The organism is Pseudomonas spelaei, from assembly GCF_009724245.1.
In the GTDB taxonomy this organism is placed as follows: Bacteria; Pseudomonadota; Gammaproteobacteria; order Pseudomonadales; family Pseudomonadaceae; genus Aquipseudomonas; species Aquipseudomonas spelaei.
The window spans coordinates 1-19,045 of the sequence record NZ_WNNK01000041.1; the positions used below are offsets into that span (position 1 = coordinate 1).

The window sequence follows — 19,045 nt, forward strand, 5'->3', positions numbered from 1 at the left end:
CATTGCGGCGGCCCACGGAGCAATGTCTACGTTCAGGCATGCCGAGCCTAGGCGAGGCACCGAGTGGTGGGGCAAGAGCCCTTTGCTTACTTTGGGGCTTTTCCAAAGTGAGTCGCTGTAAGAGCGAAACCATAAGTAGCCGTTACCCCAGCAACGGATATGTACACCCCCCCCAGAAAATGGTCACCGATCAAACCGCCACCATCGCCTCGCTAAAGCTCGACAACTCCCACACTTGATCGATGGACACCCCAAAAAAAACGGCCTCATCAAGAGACCGTCTTACTCTCTAAAAACCAACAATCAGGTACGCATCCCACGCCCACTCACCAGCAACCGCGCACAACCGACATACAGCACCACAGTCGCCACCAGCATAAACGTGATCGCCACGCTGATCTTGATATCCGACACCCCCAGAATGCCGTAGCGGAAGGCATTGACCATGTGCAACACCGGATTGGCCAACGACACCGTCTGCCAGAACGGCGGCAGCAAGGTGATCGAATAAAACACCCCGCCCAGGTACGTCAACGGCGTCAACACAAACGTCGGAATAATCGAAATATCGTCAAAGTTACGCGCAAACACCGCGTTGATAAAACCCAGCAACGAAAAGATCGTGGCCGTCAGCACCACCACCAACAACGTGACCCCAAGGTGATGCACCTGCAAATGAGTGAAGAACAGCGACAGCAGCGTCACGATCACCCCAACCATCAACCCACGCAGCACGCCACCCAGGGTGTAGCCGATCAGAATGGTATGCGGTGACACCGGCGACACCATCAATTCCTCGATGGAACGCTGGAACTTGCTGCCAAAGAAGCTGGAAACCACGTTGCCGTAGGAGTTGGTGATCACCGACATCATGATCAACCCCGGCACGATGTATTCCATATAGGTGAAACCACCCATATCGCCAATCTGCCGGCCGATCAGGTTACCGAAGATCACGAAGTACAAAACCATGGTAATCGCCGGCGGCAGCAGGGTTTGCGGCCAGATCCGGGTAAAGCGCTTCACTTCGCGATAAACGATGGTCTGCAGCGCGACAAGATTGGGTTGCAGTTCAGAACTCATACCGCCACCTTCGCCAGATTTTTCTCCACCAGAGACACGAACAACTCCTCAAGGCGATTGGTTTTGTTACGCAGGCTCAGTACTTCGATGTTCTGAGTCGCCAATTGGCCGAACAACGCGGTGATACCCGCAGCTTTATCCACCTGGACTTCCAGGGTACGGCTGTCCACCAGGCGGCTCGGGTAGCCGATCAGTTGCGGTGGCACCGCCATGTCGTTTTTCAGGTCCAGCAGGAACGTCTCGACGTGCAACTGGTTCAGCAGCGAACGCATGCTGGTGTTTTCGACGATGGTGCCGTGGTCGATGATGCCGATGTTGCGGCACAACTGCTCAGCCTCTTCCAGGTAGTGGGTGGTGAGGATGATGGTGATGCCTTTCTGGTTCAGCTCGGTGAGGAAGGTCCACATCGAACGACGCAGCTCGATATCCACCCCCGCCGTCGGTTCGTCGAGGATCAGCAGGCGTGGCTCGTGAACCAGGGCACGGGCGATCATCAGGCGACGCTTCATGCCGCCGGACAGGGAGCGTGAAGGCACGTCGCGCTTGTCCCACAGGCCCAGTTGGGTCAGGTATTGCTCGGCGCGCTCCTTGGCGATCTTCGGCGGGATGCCGTAGTAACCCGCCTGAGTCACCACGATGTCGAAGGTCTTCTCAAACTGGTTGAAATTGAATTCCTGGGGCACCACGCCAATGCTGCGCTTGAGCGCGGCCGGGGATTTATCCAGGTCATGGCCAAAGATATTCACTGTGCCGCTGGTTTTGTTGACCAGGGTCGAGAGAATGCCAATGGTGGTGGATTTGCCGGCCCCGTTGGGGCCGAGTAAAGCGAAGAAGTCACCTTCGGCCACATCCAGATCGATACCACTCAGGGCCTGGAAACCGTTGCCGTAGGTTTTGGTTAGCTGCCGGATGGACAGAGCGGAACTCATATCGGATTACGCACCAAAGAAGAGGAATAGAATTGTTACATGTGGGCTGACCGCGCGGAATACAACGGCTGCGCATGACAAGCATGGTGCTTGCCCGCGCCGCACAAGTACAGTCACCTGTATTAATAGTCAGTATTAAGTCAACGCGGTCATAACCGCTTTCTGGTACGCCGGGCGCTGGCGTAAACGTTGATACCAGGCTTCTAGACTGGGCATCGACGGCCGCTCGATGGGCATCTCGAACCAGGCATAAATAAAGCAGCCTAAGGGGATATCGCCCATGCCGATCTCGGCGCCTGACAGATAGGGTTGCGTGGCCAGGGCCTGATCCACCGTTTTCAGCACATCGATGCAGGCTTTGCGCCCGGCGTGGATGTTGTCCCAGTTTTGCTGGTCAGCGGGGGTACGCAGCACGCCCCAGAACACGGTCTTGAAGGGGTCGGCCAAGGTCGAGGTGGTCCAGTCCATCCATTTTTCCGCACTGGCGCGGGCCTGCAGGTCCTTCGGGTACCAGGCCGAGTCCGGGGCATGCTTGGCACTGAGGTAACGCACGATGGTGTTGGATTCCCACAATACAAAATCGCCATCCTCGATCATCGGCACCCGGCCGTTGGGGTTCAATGCCCGATAACGCGGCGTGTCGACCACCCCAAAAGCCCCGCCCGCATCAATTGCCTCATAGTCCAGGCCGAGCTCCTCGGCGCACCACAGTGCTTTCCTGACATTTGACGAATTTTTACGACCCCAGATTTTCAGCATGACCGCCCCGACGTGATGAATATGGTGGATGAATGCCGAGGCAGCATACGCCGGTTTACGGGCGGCTTAAATCACTCTGCATGTCCCCCAGCAGAGCGGGCATCTGCTCGCCGAACAGGTGTGGGTAACATTTCTCCAGGTGGGCGAAGAAGAAGTCCTCGGGAACGTCGGGAAATTGCCCATGGTCCACCACATACTCCATGGAACGCTGGCCTTTACGGTTGAAGGCATGGAAAACACTGTCGTGAATGCCGTCGAAATCCAGCGGCGGCACATCGAACAATTCACACAGTTGCTGGTTGAACGCCGGCGTGGCTTTGACCCAGCGGCCGTCCAGATACAACTCGGTGTAGCCGTGCATGGCAAATACGTCACTTCTGAGCAGCTCGATCAAACGTGGCGTCGAGAGGTGGTTGCGTACGTCGGCCAGGCCAATGCGCGCAGGAATTCCACAGTGCCGGGCGCACCCGGCCAACAACGTCGCCTTAGGCACGCAATAACTCTCGCCAGCGGCCAATGCGAAGCTGCCACTGAGGGTTTGCGGGTCGCGGCTGAAGGTGTAGGGGTTATAACGCACGGCCTCGCGCACGGCGTAATAGAGACTGACTGCCTGGTCACGAAGACCGGGGCTCGAGCCCCGATGTTTTTCGGCGAACTCCACCACCGCAGGGTGGTCACTATCGATGAAGCGGCTGGGATTCAAATACGTATCCATGAGCACAATCTCCGAGGCGAGCCCTGAGTCTAACCACAGGCCCGCCCCAGCGATAACGACAATTCGGCCAAATGTCGGCGCCTGAGACCCAGTGATTAAAAAGCGCTTCCCGGCACAACACGTAACACGCTCGTCACCCGCTTTTTCGGATGCCGACTAAGCTCTGAGGTGATTTTGCCCCTGGCTTCACGGAGGATTGAATATGCTGTTGTTGTGGATACTGGTTCTGGTGGTCGGCATTGCCTACCTGGCACACCGCCGCACCGCGCCCCTGCCCGCCCTGGGCGTAGTGGCCGTCTACCTGTTGGCGATGGGTGCCTTCAGCCATGTACCGGGCTGGTTGCTGCTGGTCTTCTGGGTGCTGATTGCCGTGGTGGCTGCGCCTTTGCTGCTGCCGGACCTGCGCCGCCAGTACTTCACTGCGCCGCTGTTCAACTGGTTCCAGAAAGTCCTGCCGCCGATGTCCGAGACCGAACGCGACGCCATCGACGCCGGTACCGTGTGGTGGGACGGTGAACTGTTCAGCGGCCGCCCTGACTGGGACAAGCTGCTGGCCTATCCCAAGGCACAACTGACCGACGAAGAGCAGGCCTTTATCGATGGCCCCACCGAAGAACTCTGCGCCATGGTCACAGACTGGGAAATCGGCCAGGCCATGGACCTACCGCCCGCTGCCTGGGAACACATCAAGCAACATGGCTTCTTCGCCCTGATCATTCCCAAGGAATTCGGCGGCAAGGGCTTCTCCGCCTACGCCCACTCTCAGGTCGCCATGAAACTGGCCACCCGCAGTGGTGACCTGGCCTCCACCGTGATGGTTCCGAATTCCCTGGGCCCGGCCGAACTGCTGCTGCACTACGGCACAGACGAACAACGTAACCATTACTTGCCTCGCCTGGCCCGCGGCGATGATATCCCTTGCTTCGCCCTGACCGGCCCGCTGGCAGGCTCCGATGCCGGCTCCATGCCCGACACCGGCATCATCTGCAAAGGCGAATGGGAAGGTCAGGAAACCCTTGGCCTGCGCCTGAACTGGGAAAAACGCTACATCACCCTCGGCCCAGTGGCGACCTTGCTCGGCCTGGCGTTCAAGGCCCATGACCCGGACCACCTGCTGGGCGACCAGGAAGACCTGGGCATCAGCCTCGCGCTGATTCCCACCGACACCCCTGGCGTAGAGATCGGCCGTCGCCATCTACCGTTGGGCGCCGCCTTCATGAACGGCCCGAACGCCGGCAAAGATGTATTCATTCCCCTGGAGTTCCTGATCGGTGGCCAGGAAATGCTCGGCAAGGGCTGGATGATGCTGATGAACTGCCTGTCGGTAGGCCGTTCGATTTCCCTGCCCGCCGTGGGCACCGGTGCAGCCAAGTTCACCAGCCTGGTGACTGGCCAGTACGCTCAGGTGCGCGAGCAGTTCAACGTACCGCTGTCGGCCTTCGAAGGTATCCAGGAAGCCCTGGCCCGTATCGGCGGTAACGCCTGGCTGATGGACAGCGCACGAATGCTCACTGCCAACGCCGTGGACCTTGGGGAAAAACCCTCGGTGCTGTCGGCTATCCTCAAGTACCACCTGACCGAGCGCGGCCGCGAGTGCATCAGCCACGCCATGGACGTACACGGTGGCAAGGGCATCATCATGGGCCCCAACAACTACCTGGGTCGTAGCTGGCAAGGGGCGCCGATCTTCATCACCGTGGAAGGCGCGAATATCCTCTCGCGCAACCTGATGATCTTCGGCCAGGGCGCCATTCGCTGCCATCCGTTCGTGCTCAAGGAAATGGCCCTGGCCGGCCGCGAAGACCACGATCAGGCACTGAAAGAGTTCGACGGGCTGCTGCTGCAACACATCGGTTTCGCCGTCAGCAACGCCGCCAGCACCCTGGTGCTGAACCTCGGCCTGGGGCATTTCGAAAAGGCCCCGGGTAACCGTTTGAGCCAAGGCTACTTCCGCGCCCTTAACCGTCAAGCAGCGGCATTTGCCCTTCTCGCGGACTTGAGCATGATGCTGCTGGGTGGCGAGTTGAAGCGCCGTGAACGACTGTCGGCGCGCCTGGGAGACGTGCTGAGCCATCTGTACCTGGCGTCGGCAGCGCTCAAGCGTTATCACGACCTGGATTCACCCGATCACCTGGAACCGCTGTTTGTCTGGGCCATGGAAGAAAGCCTTGGCCATTCGGAGCGGGCGCTGGATGAACTGCTGACCAACTTCCCGAACAAGGTAATGGGCTGCCTGCTACGGGTAATTGTGTTCCCGTTCGGGCGTCGCCATAAGGGCCCATCCGATGCGCTGGACGCCGAGGTCGCGGCGGTGATTGGCCGGGCCAAAGGCGATCCGGCCCTCGAAGCCGTGCTGGCGGGTTGCTACCGCCCGCAATCGGCCGACGACCCAGTGGGCGCCCTGCAACATGCCTACGACCTGTTGGCCGACAGCCATCCCCTGCAGAAAAAACTCCACGAAAGCCTCAAGAGTGGCCAGGTCAAGCCTGCCGCTGGCGAACATGCGATCGACGCTGCACTGCAAGCTGGCGTGCTGCAACCGGCCGAAGCGCAGACCTTGCGTGACGCCGAAGCGGCGCGGCGCAAGGTGATCGACGTGGATGATTTCAGCAAAGAGGAACTGAGCCAGGCCGACGGAAAAGTCCGCTGAGGCTACCAGTGATATAAATGCGGGCGCGGGGGCTATATACTCTCGCGCCCGTTTTGCTCTTGAGGACTTATTCCGTGTCCAACGTCGTTGCCGATCATCTCGTCTTGCTCGACCACCTGCGCAGCATCCTGGTTGCCGTCGGCGAAGCCGAACAGGTGCCCGAGGAAAGCCACGCCCTGTTCCTGGAGCGCTTCGATGAACTGCGCGCCCTGCTGCCCATCGACCCGATCGAAAGCCAGTACCTGGGCCAGGACATGATGAGCCAGGTCATCCTGCGCTACCCACAAATTGCCCACCTGGTACCGCGCGACCTGCTGTGGTTCTTCGGCGGTGATTGCCTGCACTTCATGCCGGACGACGAACTGGACCTGTACCAGGCCCTGGAAGAACGTCGCTTCGAAGCCGAGCAGAACGACGAACCGTTCGACTGGAATCAGGAAAAGCAGTTGTTGGCCATGTCCAACGACCAGAGCAAGCACTGATATCAGGACCCGCGAAGATCAAAATGTGGGAGCGAGCAAGCCCGCTCCCACATTTGCACCGCACACCTATCGCCTGCGCAACGTAGGCTCCCGCGCCATGCACTCCACCAGATAATCAATAAACACCCGCAACTTCGGCGGTAGATAACGCGTGGGCGAATGCAGCAACCACGCATCACCATGGTAGGACGCAATAAAGTCCCATTCGGGCAACACCTGTACCAACGCCCCCTCCTCCAGCGCATGGCGCGCCGTGAAATACGGCAAGCTGCCAATCCCCACGTGCTGCAACACCGCATCCAGCCGCACGCCTGTGTGATTGGCTGCATATCGGCCACCCACCCCCACCGTCACCGCCTTGCTGCCCTGGCGGAATTTCCAGCGCGCATCCCCCGGGGTTTCACCCAGATAGATACAACTGTGCTCCAGCAAGTCATGGGGGTGACTCGGTATGCCATGCTCGGCCAGATACTGCGGCGTGGCACAGACCAGATGCTCAATAGGCAATAACTGCCGCCCGACCAAGCCCGGTGGCGGGCTGTCGGTGATGCGGATACTCAGGTCAACGTTGTCATCAATCAGGTCCACATGCCGGTCTTCGAGGATCAACTGCACATCAACCTTGGGATAGCGCCGCAGAAACTCAGGCATGTGCGGGTGCACCACAAATCGACCGACGGCCTTGGGCACACTGACCCGCACCAACCCCTCGGCTTCATGGGTGTACTGGCCGCTGATTTCCATCACCGAACGCGCAGCGCTGACCATCTCCTGGCAGCGCTTGAACACTTCTTCACCGCCCTCGCTGAGGCGCAACTTACGGGTTGTGCGTTGCAACAGCCGAATGGCCAGGGCCTTTTCCAGACGCGAGATGCTGCGGCTCACCGACGATGGCGAAGCCCCCAGTTGCCGCGCGGCTTCGGAGAAGCTGCCGGTCTCCACCACTTTGACGAAAATCGCCATTTCACCCAGCAGCGGTAGCGGAAGATTAATGCTCATGACGCACAAGTCCATTGAGAGTTGAACGGATTATCACCCAGTAGCGCACTATTTATACTGCCTGGCAGAACCCTGATGCGGATGTAAATGATGACCCAGCGCCTGTTTTTCACTCACGACCACCTGACAGCCGAGCTTGAAGTGCTGGAATGCGTGCCTCACGAGGGCCACTTTGCCGTGACCCTGCAATCAACCATTTTCCACCCTCAAGGCGGCGGCCAGCCTTTCGATACCGGTTGGCTGGGGGATAGCCAAGTGATCAAGGTAACCCAGGACGTGGATCGCATCGTGCACTACGTGGATCAGCCGATTGAGCCAGGGCTGATAAATGCGCGGGTCGATGAGGCACGTCGCACCCTCAATACCCGATTGCATTCCGCCGGACACTTGATCGGCAACGTCGGCGAAACCCTAGGCTGGATGCCGATCAAGGCTCATCACTGGCCAGGCGAAGGAAAGATTACTTTCATACGTGGGGAGTCGGCGCAAACCATGGACGCCGAGGCGATCCAGCACCAAATCAATCAATGGATCGCCGCCGACTTGCCGCGTCACCTCGCGCTTGAGGAAGGCGTGCGCGAAGTCGGCTTTGGTGACCTTCCGGCCTACGCCTGTGGCGGTACGCATGTACAGGCTCTCGGGGCATTGGGCCAGGTGACGATCCTGGCCCTGTCCGAGAAAAAGGGCGCGCTGTCGGTGCGTTATAGCCTGGACTGACTACACCGCAATCGCCCCTGCACGCCCCGGCTCCACCACAAAGGACTTGAGAGTCGAGACACTGGCATTCGGATCCCGAGGATCGGAAATCGCCCGGAAGTTCGTCAGCATCTTCTGCTCTTCCAGCTCCACCGACACATACCCCCGCTGCCGGCTGTCGAAAAAACGCACATGGGGATTGAGGGGCAGGATCGAGTTGAAGACATCGAACGGCGGGCCGTCGGACGTGACTGACGTACCGACGAACTCGGTGGCGACGATCCGCGAGTCTGGGTCGTCGGCGTCGGCGTGCAGGTCCGTGGCCCAGAACGAGTGAATATCCCCGCCCCAGAACACCGGGTTACGGGCGCGCCTGCGCTCGATGGACGCCAGCACGCGTTCGCGGGTCGCCCTATAGCCGTCCCAACCGTCGGTCCAGTGGCCCAATGCCTGGCTCGCCGGATCACGCTGGATCAGCGGCGCCACCAGCAGGTCCTGGGCGATCACATTCCATTGCGCGCGGGATTCGGCAAAGCCTTGGTCCAGCCAGGCTTCCTGCTTCCAACCGAGCATGGTGCGCTCAGGATTGCTCAGGTCTGCGCAGCTATCGGCGGCGATATGCCCTTTGCGGCTGCCATTGGCCGCAATACACGGCTGTTCGGAACGGTACTGGCGACCGTCCAGCACATGGAAACGAGCCAGTCGGCCGTAGTCCAGGTTCCGGTAAATGCGCATATCCGGCCCGCGTGGCAGGCTGGTGGCGCGTAACGGCATGTGTTCGTAGAAGGCCTGATAAGCGGCCGCTCGGCGCTTGAGAAAACTCTGCGCCGTAACGTTCGCGTCCTGAGACCATTGATTGGCGTAGTCATTTTGCACTTCGTGATCGTCCCAGGTGGCCACGCTGGGCGCCGCAGCATGGAGCGCCTGCAAGTCGGGGTCAGACTTGTACAGGGCGTAACGATTGCGATAGCCGGCCAAGTCTTCGGCATCGCCACTGCCATGAGGACGAATGATTTTGCTGGAGCCTGTGGGATAGGAATAGTCGTAGATGTAATCACCGAGGAAAAACACCAAGTCAGGTTGTTCAGCAGCCAGATGACGATAGGCACTGAAATAACCTCGCTCCCAGTGAGAGCAGGACACGAAGCCCAACCGCGCCGACGCCATCGCATGCAGGGGCGGTGCCGTGCGCGACAGGCCCGTCGGGCTCTGTGCCCCGAGACTTTCAAACTGATACCAATAAGGCCGGCCTGGCTCCAATCCCGCGACCTCGACATGCACGGAATGAGCGAAGCGTTCAGAGGCCATGACTTCGCCCTGCTTCACAATCCGTGTCATCGCCGCATCACTGGCCACTCGCCAGCGCACCGGCACCGCACGGCTCAACCCGCCGCGGCCATCGGCGGCGTTGAACAGCGGCGCCAAGCGGGTCCAGATGACAAAGCCATCCGGCAACGGATCCCCCGAGGCCACACCCAAGGTGAACGGGTAGTCGATGCCGGCACTGCGAGCAAAAGGGCTGAGAATCGAAAAAACCGTCGCCACCGCCAGGCCCGACAGTACTCGGCGGCGATCCAGATCTACCGACTTACGAGTGTCGTCACTCATGACGCAGGCTGCCAATCGACCCGCAACAGCCCGTACAGCAACATATCCTCATGCACCCCGTTCTTGAAGAATGCACCTTTCATGCGCCCTTCGTACTGCAGGCCAATCTTCTCCATCACCCGGGCCGAGCCTTGGTTACGGGCAAAGCACTGGCTGCCGACACGGTGCAGCGCCAGCTCGGTAAAGCCGAATGCCATGATCGCGGCTGCCGCCTCGGTGGTGTAGCCCAGGTTGCGCCGGTGCGCTGCCACCCAATATCCCAAATGACCACTTCGATGCGCCGCCGACAACCTGAGGCTGATCACGCCGATCAACTCGTCGGTCTCCCGCAGATGAATGCCCAACCCCAGGGAATGCCCGGAGCGGAAATTCTCCGGTTGAGCGTCAATAAAGGAGTGCGCCGTATCCAGCGTGTAAGGCGACGGGATAGCGGCAGTGTTGTCGGCAATCTCAGGCCCGTTGGCCAGCTCGGAAAGTGTCTCGGCCTGATGTTTTTGCAGTGGTTTCAACACCAGTCGCGGTGTGAATAGATGAGGGAGTGCTGCGCTCATGTCGAGTGGCTCGCCGGGTAAATTTTCCAAGAATGTACCTGCTTCGTGTCAGTTTCATTACCTCACAAAACTGACTGCACGGTCTTCTGCAAGACACGTCCTAGACACTTAAAAGCTTAAATTAAAGTTAACCATTCGGTCATTTTTGGTTGCTAACGTTTCGCCCCTAATCAACGACGGGATAACGGAATGAGAACCTGGGACGAACCCAAAAAACGCAAGGCGCACATCGAGCTGATCCCGATGATCGACGTGATGATGTTTCTGTTGGTGTTTTTCGTACTCGTGAGCCTGAACGTGATTCCGGCACTGGGCATGAAGACCCAACTGCCCAGCGCCAGCAGTTCGCAACAGCTCAAACCGCAGAACAAATTCATCCTCACCCTGGGCCTGGGAGGCCAACTGCAACTGGATGGCAAGGACCTGACCGTCGAGGCTCTGGTGCCCGTGCTCAAGGCTGCCGAAAAGCCTGACAGCAAGTCGACGATCATCGTCAACAGCGATAAGGGTGTGGAAGTGTCCCGACTGGTAGAGGTCATGGACACCTTGCGTCTGGGCGGCTTTACCTCCATCTCCATCGCCACACGTAAGTCCTGATCATGTATGTCCTGTTTCGTGCGCGTCAGCTGCTGGGCAGTGTCCCGGCCCTGATCGCCCTGGTGCTGATTGCACTGGGTATCCAGTCCCAAACCCTGAAAGTGCAGCCGGTGTATGACGAGTCGTCGGTTGAAATTGCCTTGGTCGAACCCGAGCCGGAAGTGGTCCCCGAGCCCGTGGTGGAGCAAGAGCCGCCGCCACCGATGATCGAGGATGAAGAAGCCGAGCCGGCCCCTCCTCCGCCACCGCCAAAACCGTTGCCAAAACCTGAACCCAAGCCCAAACCAGTGCCCAAGCCTGTGGCCGTGGTCGCCAAGCCAACGCCGACGCCGACGCCAGCACCGGTCGCCGCCAAGCCCGTGCAGGCCGCTGCTGCCCCGACGCCAACGCCGCCCGCCCCACCAGCGCCACCGAAAGTTGACGGCCAAGCCCTGGAAGGCGGCTACCTCAAAGGCTTGCGCAACGAGCTGGACACCTACAAGCAGTACCCCACCGGACGCCAGGCTTCCCTCGAACGCCCCAAAGGCGAGGTGGTGGTCTGGTTGATGGTGGATCGCCAAGGCCGCGTCCTCGACTCCGGGATCCAGACCCAGGCGTCGAGCATGCTGCTTAATCGGGCCGCCACCAACAGCCTGCGCCGTATCAGGCAGGTCAAGCCGTTCCCCGAGCAAGCCTTCGGTGGACGCAATGAACAACGCTTCACCGCCACCTTCAACTACAGCGTGCAGTAAGCATCGTCAGCCTGGAGCGGACCGTAACGGTTTCCCTGAAAGCGAATTTCTGATCTTCACCCAAGAGGTAAACAATCATGGACATGAACCTGCTTCACGACATCACCTTCTATGTGATGTATGCCGCAATGGCCATCGCGATCTTCATTGCCATCGAACGCGGCATCTACTTCGCCTATGTACGGCGCCAGGCACGATCGTTGATGGACGCCCTGGGCGCCGCCGTACACAGCGAGCGCGACCTGCCGCAAAGCGCAACCCGCCGCGACAGCCTGCCCTTGAGCATGGTGCTACCGGTGCTGGCGCAAAAGGCGTCCCATGGTTCACGCAAGGACCTGGATGACGTGATCGAAACCCAGTACCTGTCGACCCGCGCACCGTTGGCCCGCAGCCTGTGGATCATTGAAACCATCACCACCGCCGCACCGCTTCTGGGCTTGCTGGGGACCATCCTGGGGATCATCGATACCTTCAAGGCCCTGGCCAGCGCCGGCGTGTCCGACCCGGGCCAGATTTCCGGTGGTATCGGTACGGCGCTATTCGCCACCGGGCTGGGTATCGCCATTGCCCTGTTCTGCGTGGTGTTTCACAACTTTTTCCAGGACAGCCTGGAGCGCATCAACGATCAACTGAAGATGCTGCTGATTCGCGCCGCCACCGGTGCCCGCGTGCAAGGTGAAGTGCCGCACCTGGTGCCCAGCCCGATGCACAGCCGCACCGCCTAACCCCAGGGCGGGCGCAGGGTGCGCCCGTCTTTCTTTTATATGAGACGTTTATGTCCGTATGCATGAAGTTCCCACGGGCGCTGCTCGGCGTTCGTATCGCTGGCCTGGCTGGCTTGCTTATCAGTCCGCTGGTTCAGGCGGACTTTTCCATTCCAGGGTTTGAATTGGTACACACCGTGCCGGTGGCGACCACGCTGGGGACGGCGGACTTGCGTCAACCGGGGCCCGTGTGGATCGAGCTGTTCGATGGGGCGAAAAGCCAGATCGATATCGGCCAGTTTTACGCGGCGGATCATCCGGGCTCGGTGATGGACACGGTGATTGAACACCTTGAGGCCGCCGGCAAACGTGGGGTGAAAATTCGCTTCCTGCTGGAAGAAAAGGGCCTGAAGCTGTCGGATCCCGCCACCCTCGAACGGCTGAAGGCCATTCCCAACCTGACCTTCCGGGTACTGCCCTACGCACAAGTGAGCGGTGGGATTATCCATGCCAAATACATGCTGGTAGATGGCAAGCAGGCGTTTATCGGCAGCCAGAATTTCGACTGGCGCTCGCTTGAACACATCCACGAAACCGGGCTGCGCATCAGCGATAAAACCGTGGTTGCCCAGGTGCAAGCGATCTTTGAACAGGATTGGCAGGCTCAGGCAGCGTTGGCGGAAAACAAGCCCGTGCCCCCGCCTGCCGCTGGCCAGGAACCCGCGCGCACCGGCAACTATCTGGTTGCCAGCCCACAACGCTATAACCCGCCCGGCGTAGGCGACTCGCAACAGGAATTGCCGCGCCTGCTCGCCGAAGCGAAGAAAGAAGTACGGGTGCAGTTGCTGGACTATGCGCCGCTGTCCTACGGACCTGATAGAACCCGGCCGTATTACGCGGTGATCGACAATGCCGTGCGAGCCGCGGCGGCGCGAGGGGTTTTGGTCAAGTTGATGGTGTCTAACTGGAACACTGACAAGCTGGAATTGCCCTACCTGAAAAGCCTGGCGGTACTGCCCAATGTCCAGGTCAAGATCGTCACCCTGCCTCAGGCGCCCGAGGGGTTTATCCCCTACGCCCGAGTGATCCACAGCAAAACCATGGAAATTGATGGGCAGGTGGCCTGGGTGGGTACCAGCAACTGGCTCGGCGGCTACCTGGATAATTCGCGCAATCTGGAAGTGGTGATGCGCGACGCTGCGATGGCCAAGCGTATTGGTGAGCTGCATGAGCAACTGTGGGATGGTCCCTATGCGAAACCGCTGGAGGTCATGGGTGAATACCCCGACCCACATCCCGGGCAACGTTGAACACGTGTAGGAACCCTATCTACCTAGCTGTTCGGCCAGTTGTAATCGAATAGAGGCTTCTCAACTATTGGAGAACAATCAACCTGACAGCAGGGCGGTCCCATGTCGTTAATCAGTCACGTCGAACAACTCTGTGCACGTTTGGCGCCTGCTGGATGGCGAGATCTGTTGTTGCAGCACGGGCTGGACATCTCGGCCGCCAACTTGCGACAAGAGCTGTCAAAAACCCTTCAGGTAGATCGAACATTAAAGGGTTTTGAGGACTTTTCCCCTCATGGGGTCCGCGGGATTGAACCCGCAAGCCCTGCCGATAGCCTGCTATTTCATGCAATCGCTTCGCCCAACGTCCTCACAGGGTTAAATGCTCGTACGTTGTCGGCGTTTGCCACATCGGCAGAAATCGAACAGTTACTCAATTATGTCTACGGCGTCGAGCCTCCCAGCCTGGAAAGCCTGAGGCAACAATCCGATGGCGCTGCACTGGCCATTGTGGTGTTCGCCTATGAGTACCGCCCCGGCCCCGAAACTGTCCATAAACACCAGGCAGACATGTGTTTTTCCCGCACGGGGGTTGCACGAGTCGGCACGGCTTCTGCGTTGTATAACGCTCAGCACCGAGGCTTTCTACCTTTTGTAGATAACCGCCCGGATCGCATGAGGGTCATTCCGGCCCGCTATGGTGCTTATGTTGCCATGCAGCGAAAAGGTGACCCGTCGAAATTCGGACCGATGAGTTTTCAGCCGGCAATCGATTCGGATCTCGAGTTCTGGGTGCCCCTGCACAAACTGTTCGACGGCGACGAGTGCCTGACGGGGTTGAATCTGAAGGTGCGGCTGGATAACCACCAGATCAATGAAAAAATCCGGCAGATCCATATGAGGTTTCGTAACACGGGCTGGCAGGAGCCTGACATCTTGAATCCCCCTTTCGTCATTACCGAAGGGCTTTGTCATTGGGGAAGCACCGATGAATTCGGTCCAGGCTTATTGATCCCCGATGACAAGGAAAAACTTGTCGAACTGGCGTTCTATCAAGGGCGCCCCCTGTCCTTCATGATGCCTGCGGGTACGGGAGGTCTGGTACATGGACGCCATCGGGTTCGCGACGACGGCTCGATCGAAGACCTCAATGAGGTGGAGGGCGTCGACAGCATCGTCAAAGCGGGAGGTTATCGTACCCTGCACTATCAAGACGCAATGGCTGATGGCTGGGTACGTGCCCACTGTCCGGAACTGGAGCAGGAACTGGATAGCATCGCCGCCTATTCCATTATTGGTGCACCCGACTTTTTCCCCCTGTGCGGGCAACGTGAACTCAAGGAGTGGTCCAGTGACTCCGACATATTTCCCTGCCCGACACCTCCCTGCCCACAAGTCTGGCATGCCGGGATCAACCCGCTTTCGGATGTCCGGTTCTTCATTAACCAATCCCTTGTCGGTGACTTTTTCTCACCCGATGACCGCAGTGTCACCGCCATCATCTCCCACCCCATGGCCATCACGGGACCGCAACCTGCCCCATCGATGGCGCTTGCTCAACGTCAATCCTGGTTACCGGACTTTGCCAGCGGAGTGTTCGGGCCCGGCTGGGAAGTGGGTCGAGGCCTGATCGATGCACCCTTTGCCAATGTGCTTTGTGGCTATCAGTTGGCCAGCCCCTTCACCGAAGATGCTCGGATTTGTGCAGCGCTGGGCTCTTACTGGCCAGGGGTGGCGCCCGACTCGACCCGTACTTTCGAGCCGAGGGGGCTGGCCGCAACCATCATTCCTCTGACCGATACCGAGATCGGTTTACGGGGCAGCCCGGCCTGGGATGGCGGGTCGGGGCCGGTGCTGATCGAGGTTGAGGGGCGCCCAATCGTCCAATACCACGCCTATGAATACAGCGACTACACGCGAGCCGCATTGGCCGGCCAGCTATCGCTGTGCCAGACCGGCCACACCAGCACTGAGCAATACCATCAACGGGTGCTGGGGATGCATCGCGCTTACCAGGCCGTCGGCGCCGGAGCAGACAAGGAACTCCAAAAGAGCTGGCCCTTGCTGTCCTTCTCACGGGTGCAGTTGCCTGATGAGGCTCTCGAGGCCGCCCAAAAGGAGGCCGGGTATTGGCTGGGAAGCCAGGTACAGCATTACAACCTGTACAAAAGAGGCACGATCACTACACCTGCCACGAACTTCAAACTTCGCCATGTGGAAATAGAACAGCAGGTCCAACTTTACATTGATCAAGATGCCATCTTGATCAGCCGAGATGGCAGTCCCTGGCAACATCTGCATGAGTCACTTTGACGTCATTGTCCTCGGGGCCGGGCCAGCAGGTTGTGCTGCGGCCATCACCTGCGCCCAACGAGGCTTGCGGGTAGCCTTGCTGGAAAAGTGCGCGTTCCCCCGATACAGGCCCGGGGAAACGTTGCACCCTGGTGTTGAACCCCTTTTTAACCAGCTGGGGATTACTTCGATCTTCAGTGATCCGCATTTGCTGCGACATACAGGCCACTGGGTGCAATGGGAAGGCCCCTCACGTTTTCACGGATTCGGCAGTGACACCAACGGCCCCTGGCGAGGGATTCAACTGCCACGCGCCCTGCTTGATCAGCAATTGCTGGAGCAGGCAAAAGCCCTGGGGGTCGAGGTTCGGACGCCTTACAACGTCACCGGGGTCATGTACAAATGCGGCAGGGTTCAGGGAGTGGAATCTGGTTCCGCGCAATGGACAGCGGAGCAGGTAGTGGATGCCACAGGCCGTCATGGATGGCTACAGCGACAGCTGCAAATACCCCGACAAGCGTTTTCGCCAACCTTGATCGCACGATATGGCTACTGCCAGGCAAACCACTCACATCACGAACACCTTGGGCTGTTTGCACAAGAAGACGGCTGGTACTGGATTGCACGGATCAGTGCCGCGTGCCTGCACTGGACTCGGCTGGGATTTACCTCACACAGCAACAGCACAGTGCCTGAATGCCTTGGAGGACTTTCGCCTATCGGCCCGACTCGCGGTGCGGATGTCACTTGGCGCCTATGCCTCAAGGTTGCAGGACCTGGGTATTTTCTAGCGGGCGACGCTGCTGGCACACTGGATCCTTGCGCCTCCCACGGGGTGCTCAAGGCCGTCATGTCGGGAATGCAGGTGGCCTTCGCCATTGTCGACTGCCTGTCCAGTCCCGCCAACGACGAACATTGCGTGAAAACGGCCTACCAGACGTGGGTCCATGACGGATTTGAGCGGGACCTGGCGGCCATGCGCATGTTTTACCGAACACATCCCCATCCACCTGGGTGGATATAGACATTCCTGAAAAACACCACTTATTTCCAAGCGCCGTTTTTGTATTTATGTAGGACAGATCCCACTTCAGGGTCTCCCTTACCCTTCCTTCATGGTGTTAGTGTGTGGAAATATTTCTGATCTTTCGATCAGACATTTCTTACCCACCACCTGCAAAGGAATGCCCCCAGCAATGGATTTCTCATTCAAGCGCCTGGCTGCAACGACCCTGATTCTGGCCAGCCTTTCGTCGCTCGCCACGCCCGCGTTCGCCAACATTACCCCGCAACAGAGCGCGGCCATCCTCAAGTCCTTCAGCGATGCACCGGTCACGGATTTCAGGCAGTTCCTGACAACCCTGGCCAAGAGTGACCTGGCCAAAACCGATGACCTCGGCTCGGCAATCAGTACCTTTCAAGGCAACAAGACCCTTTCCGCCGAACAGCAGAACGAGATCTATCGTCTGCTGGGCATCTATGCACGGGTGAAATACGGCAACGCAGCCCTTGAGACCCTGCGTGAGTTGGTGGCCATTCCAACCTTCCGCGTGGACGGCGTGGCCCAGCACGACAATCCCGAATTCATCAAGATCGCCGACAAGATCAAGAGTCTTGCCCAGGCCTTCAACCTGAACTTTCGCAACGTCGACAACCGCGTCTACGAAATATCCCTCGAAGGCGCTGGCGAGGAAGTGGTGGGCATTCACGCTCACGCCGACGTCGTACCCGTGACCCCGGAAAACTGGGTCCTGCCGGACGGTACCAAACTGGATCCGTTCAAGGTCACCCTGATCGGCGACCGCATGTATGGCCGAGGCACAGAGGATGACAAGAACGGCATCGTGGTAACGCTCTACGCCATGAAGATCATCAAGGAAGAGAAGCTGCCACTGGCGCGCAACTTCAAGCTGCTGGTGGACACCACCGAAGAAACCACCGGCGACGCCATCCCTTATTACTTTGAACGCAACCCGGTTCCCAACTACAACCTGGCGCTGGACGGCGGCTACCCGGTAGTGATTGCCGAAAAAGGCTACGGCACGGTCATGGCGACCTTTGCCCGTCGCAAAGCTGAAGGCCAAGGCGCCGAGATCACCTCAATGACCGGCGGCCTGGCTACCAACCAGATTCCGTCGGCCTCGGTCGCCACCCTGATCACTGACAAACCCGCCGAATTGGCCGCCAGCTTGCTGAAGGCCGGTGGTGAGTATGTTAAGCATAATGGTGGCGACTTCACGATCACCACCAAGGTTGACGGCAACGACGTCAAACTGACCGTCACCGGCGTTTCCGCCCACTCCTCGGAACCCGAATCCGGTGTGAACCCGGTCGCCCGGATGCTGGACTTTATCAACAGCCTGGACGGAAAAGTCGCACTCAAGCACAACCACATTACTGACGCTGCCCGTTACGCAGCCGACAACTGGGGCCTGGATTACCTGGGGGGCAAATTGGGGGTCGGTTTTTCCGATGCCTTTATGGGCCCGCTGACCACTTCCCTGACCTATGTCGCCATGGATGACAAAACCTTCAAGCTCGCGGTCAACCTTCGGGTACCCAAGGGCAAGTCGCCAGAAGCGCTCAAATCCGAGATTGCCGATAAGATCGGCGCCTGGAGCAAAAAGACCCACATTGCAGCGACTTTCGACTACTCGGTCGCGGCACCGATGTACCGCAACCCAGAGGGTGAATGGGTCAAGGCCCTGCTGGCCGTGGCCACTGAAAACCTGGGCATGGAACACAAGTTCGGCACCTCCGCCGGGGCCACTTCGGTCCATAACCTGCCCAATGGCGTGCAGTTCGGCCTGGCGATGCCCAACGTCAAATACACCGGCCACACCGACGGCGAGTTCAAGACAGTGGAGCAGTTCCTGTTGGACCTGCAGGTTGTGACCGAGATGATGAGCCGCATCGGGCAACTGCCGAAGCTCTGACTCTCCTTTCGGGCCCGCTGTTGC

Annotated in this window: 17 protein-coding genes; 10 read left to right on the forward strand and 7 right to left on the reverse strand. The window is 59.1% G+C overall.

The features are described from left to right. Positions 1-303 precede the first annotated feature (303 nt). From GNF76_RS27805 to GNF76_RS27820, 4 genes are all read right to left on the reverse strand, one after another. Positions 304-1,083: an ABC transporter permease gene (locus GNF76_RS27805; RefSeq protein WP_017136394.1), complete on the reverse strand. Its 780-nt coding sequence runs from the start codon at positions 1,081-1,083 to the stop codon at positions 304-306. Beyond that, positions 1,080-2,012: an ABC transporter ATP-binding protein gene (locus GNF76_RS27810; RefSeq protein ID WP_155586262.1), complete on the reverse strand. Its 933-nt coding sequence runs from the start codon at positions 2,010-2,012 to the stop codon at positions 1,080-1,082. The genes GNF76_RS27805 and GNF76_RS27810 overlap by 4 nt, the downstream gene beginning before the upstream one ends. 135 nt (positions 2,013-2,147) lie before the next feature. Then, the gene (locus tag GNF76_RS27815) at positions 2,148-2,771 is read right to left on the reverse strand and encodes a glutathione S-transferase family protein (protein ID WP_155586263.1); all 624 of its coding nucleotides are present in this window, start codon (positions 2,769-2,771) and stop codon (positions 2,148-2,150) included. 55 nt (positions 2,772-2,826) lie between these two features. Beyond that, complete coding sequence (locus GNF76_RS27820; protein WP_155586264.1) at positions 2,827-3,486, reverse strand: transglutaminase-like domain-containing protein; 660 nt, start codon at positions 3,484-3,486, stop codon at positions 2,827-2,829. A 202-nt stretch (positions 3,487-3,688) separates the two neighbouring features. On the opposite strand from GNF76_RS27820, the gene GNF76_RS27825 reads away from it, so the two are divergent. Next, entirely contained in the window at positions 3,689-6,136 is a 2,448-nt protein-coding gene (locus GNF76_RS27825; RefSeq protein ID WP_155586265.1) for an acyl-CoA dehydrogenase, read from the forward strand. A 74-nt stretch (positions 6,137-6,210) separates the two neighbouring features. Beyond that, complete coding sequence (locus GNF76_RS27830; RefSeq protein WP_169353609.1) at positions 6,211-6,618, forward strand: PA2817 family protein; 408 nt, start codon at positions 6,211-6,213, stop codon at positions 6,616-6,618. 66 nt (positions 6,619-6,684) lie between these two features. On the opposite strand, the gene GNF76_RS27835 is transcribed toward GNF76_RS27830, so the two are convergent. Continuing rightward, positions 6,685-7,617 (reverse strand): LysR family transcriptional regulator, encoded by a 933-nt coding sequence (locus tag GNF76_RS27835; RefSeq protein WP_155586267.1) that lies wholly within the window; start codon positions 7,615-7,617, stop codon positions 6,685-6,687. Positions 7,618-7,707: 90 nt separating this feature from the next. Between GNF76_RS27835 and GNF76_RS27840 the strand changes: the two genes are divergently transcribed. Further along, positions 7,708-8,334, forward strand: coding sequence for an alanyl-tRNA editing protein (locus tag GNF76_RS27840; protein ID WP_155586268.1), 627 nt, complete (start codon positions 7,708-7,710; stop codon positions 8,332-8,334). On the opposite strand, the gene GNF76_RS27845 is transcribed toward GNF76_RS27840, so the two are convergent. After that, the gene (locus GNF76_RS27845; protein ID WP_155586269.1) at positions 8,335-9,921 is read right to left on the reverse strand and encodes an alkaline phosphatase D family protein; all 1,587 of its coding nucleotides are present in this window, start codon (positions 9,919-9,921) and stop codon (positions 8,335-8,337) included. Further along, the gene (locus GNF76_RS27850) at positions 9,918-10,472 is read right to left on the reverse strand and encodes a GNAT family N-acetyltransferase (protein WP_155586270.1); all 555 of its coding nucleotides are present in this window, start codon (positions 10,470-10,472) and stop codon (positions 9,918-9,920) included. The genes GNF76_RS27845 and GNF76_RS27850 overlap by 4 nt, the downstream gene beginning before the upstream one ends. A gap of 189 nt (positions 10,473-10,661) precedes the next feature. Here GNF76_RS27850 and GNF76_RS27855 point away from each other — a divergent pair, with 189 nt between their 5' ends. From GNF76_RS27855 to GNF76_RS27885, 7 genes are all read left to right on the forward strand, one after another. Continuing rightward, the gene (locus GNF76_RS27855; protein ID WP_155586271.1) at positions 10,662-11,069 is read left to right on the forward strand and encodes an ExbD/TolR family protein; all 408 of its coding nucleotides are present in this window, start codon (positions 10,662-10,664) and stop codon (positions 11,067-11,069) included. A 2-nt stretch (positions 11,070-11,071) separates the two neighbouring features. Then, positions 11,072-11,800 (forward strand): energy transducer TonB family protein, encoded by a 729-nt coding sequence (locus tag GNF76_RS27860; RefSeq protein WP_155586272.1) that lies wholly within the window; start codon positions 11,072-11,074, stop codon positions 11,798-11,800. 77 nt (positions 11,801-11,877) lie between these two features. Continuing rightward, positions 11,878-12,525 carry a MotA/TolQ/ExbB proton channel family protein gene (locus tag GNF76_RS27865; RefSeq protein WP_155586273.1) on the forward strand — a complete coding sequence of 216 codons (648 nt, stop codon included), beginning with the start codon at positions 11,878-11,880 and terminating at the stop codon, positions 12,523-12,525. A gap of 50 nt (positions 12,526-12,575) precedes the next feature. Further along, on the forward strand, positions 12,576-13,814 hold the full coding sequence (locus GNF76_RS27870; RefSeq protein WP_155586274.1) for a phospholipase D-like domain-containing protein: 1,239 nt from the start codon (positions 12,576-12,578) through the stop codon (positions 13,812-13,814). A 102-nt stretch (positions 13,815-13,916) separates the two neighbouring features. Next, positions 13,917-16,106 carry a hypothetical protein gene (locus tag GNF76_RS27875; protein ID WP_155586275.1) on the forward strand — a complete coding sequence of 730 codons (2,190 nt, stop codon included), beginning with the start codon at positions 13,917-13,919 and terminating at the stop codon, positions 16,104-16,106. Continuing rightward, entirely contained in the window at positions 16,093-17,109 is a 1,017-nt protein-coding gene (locus GNF76_RS27880; protein ID WP_155586276.1) for an NAD(P)/FAD-dependent oxidoreductase, read from the forward strand. Before GNF76_RS27875 ends, GNF76_RS27880 begins: the two co-directional genes overlap by 14 nt. A 172-nt stretch (positions 17,110-17,281) precedes the next feature. Beyond that, complete coding sequence (locus tag GNF76_RS27885) at positions 17,282-19,021, forward strand: dipeptidase (RefSeq protein WP_155586277.1); 1,740 nt, start codon at positions 17,282-17,284, stop codon at positions 19,019-19,021. Positions 19,022-19,045 lie beyond the last annotated feature (24 nt).

What these genes read in the sequence shown, in the direction of transcription:
- GNF76_RS27835 (WP_155586267.1), bottom strand. Translation starts at nt 7,617, where the DNA reads ATGAGCATTAATCTTCCGCTACCGCTGCTGGGTGAAATGGCGATTTTC.
- GNF76_RS27825 (WP_155586265.1), top strand. Translation starts at nt 3,689, where the DNA reads ATGCTGTTGTTGTGGATACTGGTTCTGGTGGTCGGCATTGCCTACCTG.
- GNF76_RS27860 (WP_155586272.1), top strand. Translation starts at nt 11,072, where the DNA reads ATGTATGTCCTGTTTCGTGCGCGTCAGCTGCTGGGCAGTGTCCCGGCC.
- GNF76_RS27855 (WP_155586271.1), top strand. Translation starts at nt 10,662, where the DNA reads ATGAGAACCTGGGACGAACCCAAAAAACGCAAGGCGCACATCGAGCTG.
- GNF76_RS27840 (WP_155586268.1), top strand. Translation starts at nt 7,708, where the DNA reads ATGACCCAGCGCCTGTTTTTCACTCACGACCACCTGACAGCCGAGCTT.
- GNF76_RS27815 (WP_155586263.1), bottom strand. Translation starts at nt 2,771, where the DNA reads ATGCTGAAAATCTGGGGTCGTAAAAATTCGTCAAATGTCAGGAAAGCA.
- GNF76_RS27820 (WP_155586264.1), bottom strand. Translation starts at nt 3,486, where the DNA reads ATGGATACGTATTTGAATCCCAGCCGCTTCATCGATAGTGACCACCCT.
- GNF76_RS27870 (WP_155586274.1), top strand. Translation starts at nt 12,576, where the DNA reads ATGTCCGTATGCATGAAGTTCCCACGGGCGCTGCTCGGCGTTCGTATC.
- GNF76_RS27885 (WP_155586277.1), top strand. Translation starts at nt 17,282, where the DNA reads ATGGATTTCTCATTCAAGCGCCTGGCTGCAACGACCCTGATTCTGGCC.
- GNF76_RS27810 (WP_155586262.1), bottom strand. Translation starts at nt 2,012, where the DNA reads ATGAGTTCCGCTCTGTCCATCCGGCAGCTAACCAAAACCTACGGCAAC.
- GNF76_RS27880 (WP_155586276.1), top strand. Translation starts at nt 16,093, where the DNA reads ATGAGTCACTTTGACGTCATTGTCCTCGGGGCCGGGCCAGCAGGTTGT.
- GNF76_RS27865 (WP_155586273.1), top strand. Translation starts at nt 11,878, where the DNA reads ATGGACATGAACCTGCTTCACGACATCACCTTCTATGTGATGTATGCC.
- GNF76_RS27845 (WP_155586269.1), bottom strand. Translation starts at nt 9,921, where the DNA reads ATGAGTGACGACACTCGTAAGTCGGTAGATCTGGATCGCCGCCGAGTA.
- GNF76_RS27805 (WP_017136394.1), bottom strand. Translation starts at nt 1,083, where the DNA reads ATGAGTTCTGAACTGCAACCCAATCTTGTCGCGCTGCAGACCATCGTT.
- GNF76_RS27850 (WP_155586270.1), bottom strand. Translation starts at nt 10,472, where the DNA reads ATGAGCGCAGCACTCCCTCATCTATTCACACCGCGACTGGTGTTGAAA.
- GNF76_RS27875 (WP_155586275.1), top strand. Translation starts at nt 13,917, where the DNA reads ATGTCGTTAATCAGTCACGTCGAACAACTCTGTGCACGTTTGGCGCCT.